The sequence below is a fragment of the Thainema salinarum CENA647 genome (genome assembly GCF_057732415.1).
In genome coordinates this window covers 1-5,231 of sequence record NZ_JBYJZJ010000036.1, presented here as the reverse complement: position 1 = coordinate 5,231, position 5,231 = coordinate 1, and the positions used below count along the sequence as shown (strand labels likewise).

Genomic DNA, 5,231 nt, shown 5'->3' with positions numbered 1-5,231 from the left:
GGTGGGGGGCAGGTCACCACGCGTCTTGCGTTGGGCCATAGGGGCGGAAGCTTTCGCTGTTGGTGCCGGCGGAGCTACTCCAACTGGCAGGACTGGCTAGGTGCCCGGCAGTCCGATCCATCCCTTCTAGCAGGGGGATGCGGCCCCCTCAGCTCACCAGTTTGGCGATGATGTCGTGCAGCTGGCGCGGTGACACGGGCTTGTGCAGCAGCTCGACAGACGTATTGTTTGCCATCTGCTGACAATGCGGATCCAGATCTCCTGTGACCAGCACCGCGGGCATATCGTGCAACGCAGGCAACGCTCGAATCGCCCTTATCGCCGCGAAGCCACTCTCGCCCCTCAAGTGCAGGTCAGACAGAAGCAAGGCAGGCTGCAGGCCATTGCAGCGAATCATCTCGATCATGGCGGTGGCGCCTTCCGCCTCTACTACGTCAAAGTTCCACAGTTGAAGAAGTTCGACTGATGCCTGACGGATCGCTGGGTCGTCTTCTATTACAGCAATCAATTTAGCCTCCTCAAATTCTCGCGGCCCGTTTATGCTCGAATAGTGCTCGGTTTCACACAAATGGTCAGTTGGCCGATCATCGATCTCTAACTGGATCGTGAAAGTAGTCCCCAGCCCGAAGAGTGGACTCCAGGCTAAGAGGATGCTCCATAAGCTGGCAAGCACGCTTGACGGTAGACAATCCGATGCCAAACCCATCCCCACCCTCCTCAAGGCGGGCATACTCCTCAAAGATGTGCTTCTGCCTTGAAGCTGCGACCCCAACACCAGTGTCAACGATGGCAAGGTTTACGGTGTTCCCTACTTGACGCAGTGTGATCTTGACACCGCCTGTTCGCGTGTACTTGATGGCGTTGGACAGCAAGTTGAAAACGGCGCGACGCAAGAGGTAGGGATCTGATTTAACCTGGAGGCGAGCCTCAGGAATCTCAAGCGTGAGGCCTTTCTGCAGCGCGGGGAGAAAAAACTGGGTCTTCGCCTCCTGCAACACGTCTTCCAGCTTCATGGAAACTTTGTTGCACTGCAGGGCCCCACTGTCCAAACGCGCCAGGTCCATGAGTGCCGTGAGCAAGTGGTTCGACGCCATGTTGCTGCGCTGCAGTTCCTGCAACTTATAACGCGTCTCCTCGTCCAGATTGCCCGCCATGGCAACCTCCAGCAGGATGCCCATTGCGTGTGCAGGCTGTCTGAGATCGTGACAAGCCGCGGCAAGCAAGCTCGTTTTTGACCTATTCAGATTTTCAAGCTCGGCAATTTTCTCCTGTAGATTGTGCGTCAGCGCCCGGTTGGCGACTTTGAGCCGAGCCGTCCGTATCGCAAATCGGTAATAACGTCTGGATGCGCCTTCCAGAACCAGCATCAAGCAAAGGAGAACAGCGACCACTCCAAAGCGATCAGGATGGTCGCTCAGCCACCATCCCAGCGTGTCGCCACCGATCACCAAAAGGTTATAGGTGCGCTAGAATGCCTATGAACCGTGGGTAGGCAGTCATGCTGCCGATTTGTACCGCCACCAAAAGCAAAGACAGTTCGATGTGCTCGGACTTCTCCAGTCCCGGCAGCCCCTATGGCGAACAGCCCCAATGGAAGCGCGTTGGCCAACGCTCCCATCGTCATTCGCGGATAGGCTGCCACGCTGTCGGCAAAGCAACGGTAAAGCACCAGCCGCATCGCCTGAAAACAAGCGAACATCACCACCATCGTGACGATGTTCGAAGTCTCCCACCCGGGTGTAAATGCTGTCAGGCAGTACGCGGCGGCAAGCAATACCACCCAGTTGAAGCGCCGATCAATCCTAGGTGCATCCTGGAAGGATGCCGACTCGAAAGCTTGGAGAACCCGAGGTTCAATGTCGGCGGTTTTCAACCAACGACGCGGACGCAGAAAATTTCTCAGTGGCATTTCATGCGACCCTGTGGGAAGGATGCGGAAGCAGAGACTACGAAGAAATTACACATATATCGGCTGCTCGAACGGCTGCTTTTGATGGGGCGCCATACAGTACAACATATCGTGGCATCGACTGCCGTAGAGGCGTCAAATTAAACCGCGCTTCTCGTGACCCAGACTCGCACCTTCTGGATGCGAACCGACGAAGAGTCAGAGGATGTTGCGGCGTTAACTAACGAGCAATAGCGTACCAGCTACCGGCTGTGTGGCGGTGGTCGGCGAGGAGCCATGCAAGTTTCGATTCCTCTACCGTTGCATCTCCACGTTTGCGACGGCCGTGCGAGCCTTCATGCGGTGCACCGCCAAGGCTCAGAGTTGAACTAGAAGAGAAAGCGCTTCTGTCCATCGCTTGAGAGCTCAGCGCGCTGATTCGAGAGACCTCAGAATCGTCCAGATTTACGCAACAACATGTACTGAGAGGGAACGAGGTAGCTTCTAATCCAGACACCAGGGAGGTCTGCGTCTGAGCTGTCCGGCGAGCTGCGAGGTGGGGGATATGTCGGAGCGACGCAGAATGCCACTTGCCAGGCAGGCGTCCAGAGTGGGGATACGGCCATCGCATGGGAGTTGCAGCTTTTCTCGAATGAGCTGCGTGGGAGGAGTGACGGGACCCCGTTCAGCAGAAGCATGTTCAAGAACGCGATCTCGCTGGAGGACCAAGCATAGGCAACCTTGTCCCCGGCCTCATGAAAGCGAGGCCCGCGACCGAACACGGCACTATCCGCGTGTAGTTAAATCCTTGCAGAGGTCGAACGAGGCGCCATGCATGACCAAGAATCACAGCGCTCCCCCACATCGCAGAATGGAAGACCCGCGGTGATTTCTGATCGCCCTCGATTGCAGCCGCGCGGTGCATTTCCTCCCAAAAGGGTACATCACGGGTGTATAGCGGGCGTGGCCAGTACCAGACGCGTTCTGTCGTGACAACTCGGATCCTTCCGCAACGCCTGCAATAGCTGCGACGACCACATGGCCATCTCCACGCATCAAGACCTTGGATGGACTCGCGCGCAAACGGGGATGACGCTCGTCAAGCCACGCTTGCGCAGTGGGCAAATCTCCGAACGCATACATAGCTTGCTCCAGCACCGGGTATGTTGAAAGGAGCCGCTTCATCGGCATCACGCACGTTTGATGTGCGTCGTTTCCAACGTACTCCTGATCCACGAGGACGCTTCTCCATTACGGCGTTCATCTCATGGCCTTCGCTTAGCTGCGTGTTGGGATAATCAGTTTCCTCAATTCCAACAAGCGGTGCGATGCTGGAAGCCTCTGTAGGATTCGTCATGGCGCGACATCCACGACAAACAGCAACTCAACTGCTTTTGGCAGGAAACAGGCTTCCGCCGAAGGTCCAAGTGATGTTGCCCGTCTTGGGGGCACTTCCCATGTCCTGTGCCACGGGGCGCTCCACGCCACTCGCGGCTAACGGCGTGTTCTTGATACAGCCGGTCAACCCTGCCGACAGTGACCTTGTTGTCAACTAGAGCTCGCGTTCCCGGCGTACGGGTCAACGTCACCTTGACGGTGAAGGTTATTACTTCGGATTCTCCCGAACCAAGGGCACCACTTCCGTCAGTTAGAGAGAGCGGGTCGCGCACTGGCGCCCCGCTCTTCGCGGTCTACGCTGTCATTGCAAGGTGCCGAGCCTGTAAAGCTGGGATATTCCAACCAGGCGGCCGTTCTTTGCCTTGGGCGCCGTGACGATCTGCCATTGCGTCACCGCGCCAGCACTTTTTTTGCCGCAGAGCACAGTCAAGATTGTTGAATACCCGAACCGCATTGGCCGCGACTGCCCCGTTGTTCGTCGCCATCAAGGTGTAGTCGATCTCAAACTGATCGAGACCGATGCGGCGTGGCAAAGATGCCTCTTGCGACAGGCTGAGCAAAGGAGGAGCGGCGACCACCGTGGGGGAGGTCAGCGTGTCAGGACGACCCATACCAGCGGGCTCCGGTTCGGATCCGTTGACGGAGAGATCGGTAAGATCTGCGCCTACCCCTCGGGACGCCAGGCCACTGGCAGTGGTCGAGATCGTGCCTGAACGACTGACGAAATTGACGCGGATACTGTATTCGACCAACACCTCACCGCCGACTAGGAGCACGGCCCCATCGGCCAGCAGTTTGTCTGTTCCGCTGCGGCCGGTGAAGTTGGTCGACGGGCTCACGCCTGTCGCCGACGGTGAATAGGTAAGAACACGCACACTGCCCGACACCACGCTGTACTGTCCTGCCGCGGGAACCGGCGCAGCCGTCGAACGTGCCGATCGCGTGTTGCATGTCACCATCCTCAAGAAGATGATGAATCTGCGCTTGACGAACGGGAACAGCGCTCTAGTTGCGCAGGAGTGACCGGAAGGTGACCACAGCCGTGCCGTCATTGACACCAGCGGCACTGGTTTGCGCAACCATGGAAACAGGAACGAATTGGGTCCTGCATATCACGAAATTGCGGCAAGGGACCGAGCGCTATGACGCAGGACGCCGGCGAGGCTCTTGTTCTACTCAAAGGCTGAGGGCGCCGGCGTCGCCAAGGTCCGCCTCGAACCTCTACAAGGTCTATGAGATTTCCCTCCCTTAGGGAAGGTCTGCACAACCTCGGCCGTGCTGGTCCGAGATGTGAGACATTGACGGCATGAAGCAACTGAGCCTGGGCGAGAGCGGGATTCGAGCGCAAGACCAAGAGGACGCGCAAGCGCGAGTTCCTGGACGAGATGAATCTTGTGGTGCCCTGGGCCGAGCTGGTGTCCCTCATCGCGCCGCACGCACCGGCCCCCGGTGCCAAGGGCGGACGCCCACCGTTTGCCGTCGAAACCATGCTGCGCATCCACTTCATCCAGCAGTGGTTCAACATCTCGGACCCGGCGATGGAAGAGGCGTTGTACGACATGGCGCTGATCCGTGAGTTCGTGGGCCTGGATGCCGGTGAGGACAACCTGCCCGACGAGAGCACCATTCTTCGGTTCCGCCACCTGCTCGAAACCCACAACCTGAGCCTGCAGATCCTGGCCACCGTCAACGCCACGCTGGCGGCCAAGGGCCTGCTGCTCAAGAGCGGCACGGTGGTTGATGCCACGCTGATCGCTGCGCCGAGTTCGACCAAGAACAGCAGCGGCGAACGCGATCCCGAGATGCACCAGACCAAGAAGGGCAATCAGTGGCACTTCGGGATGAAAGCGCATATCGGAGTCGATGCGGATTCGGGCCTGGTGCACACGGTGGTGGGCACAGCGGCCAACGTCAACGACGTGACGCAGGCGCATGGGCTGGTGCA

The 5,231-nt window shown here is 58.3% G+C and carries 6 protein-coding genes; 1 reads left to right on the top strand and 5 read right to left on the bottom strand.

Features of this window, described 5'->3' with window-relative positions; translation table 11 throughout:
* Window positions 1-148: 148 nt before the first annotated feature.
* The 5 genes from AC286M_RS37155 to AC286M_RS37135 form a co-directional block, all read right to left on the bottom strand.
* Entirely contained in the window at window positions 149-508 is a 360-nt protein-coding gene (locus AC286M_RS37155) for a response regulator (protein WP_488209194.1), read from the bottom strand.
* 76 nt (window positions 509-584) lie between these two features.
* Entirely contained in the window at window positions 585-1,448 is an 864-nt protein-coding gene (locus AC286M_RS37150) for a sensor histidine kinase (protein WP_488209196.1), read from the bottom strand.
* A 944-nt stretch (window positions 1,449-2,392) separates the two neighbouring features.
* The gene (locus tag AC286M_RS37145; RefSeq protein WP_488209193.1) at window positions 2,393-2,617 is read right to left on the bottom strand and encodes a hypothetical protein; all 225 of its coding nucleotides are present in this window, start codon (window positions 2,615-2,617) and stop codon (window positions 2,393-2,395) included.
* A 370-nt stretch (window positions 2,618-2,987) separates the two neighbouring features.
* Window positions 2,988-3,245 (bottom strand): hypothetical protein, encoded by a 258-nt coding sequence (locus AC286M_RS37140; protein WP_488209192.1) that lies wholly within the window; start codon window positions 3,243-3,245, stop codon window positions 2,988-2,990.
* Window positions 3,246-3,579: 334 nt separating this feature from the next.
* A complete protein-coding gene (locus AC286M_RS37135; protein ID WP_488209191.1) occupies window positions 3,580-4,125 on the bottom strand; it encodes a hypothetical protein in 546 nt (181 codons plus the stop codon).
* Window positions 4,126-4,662: 537 nt separating this feature from the next.
* Between AC286M_RS37135 and AC286M_RS37130 the strand changes: the two genes are divergently transcribed.
* Window positions 4,663-5,231: IS5 family transposase (locus tag AC286M_RS37130; RefSeq protein WP_488209195.1), on the top strand; the 569-nt coding region annotated here is incomplete at its 3' end.

Excerpts from the sequence above, each read along its gene's own strand:
- AC286M_RS37140 (WP_488209192.1), bottom strand. The coding sequence starts at position 3,245 with ATGACGAATCCTACAGAGGCTTCCAGCATCGCACCGCTTGTTGGAATT.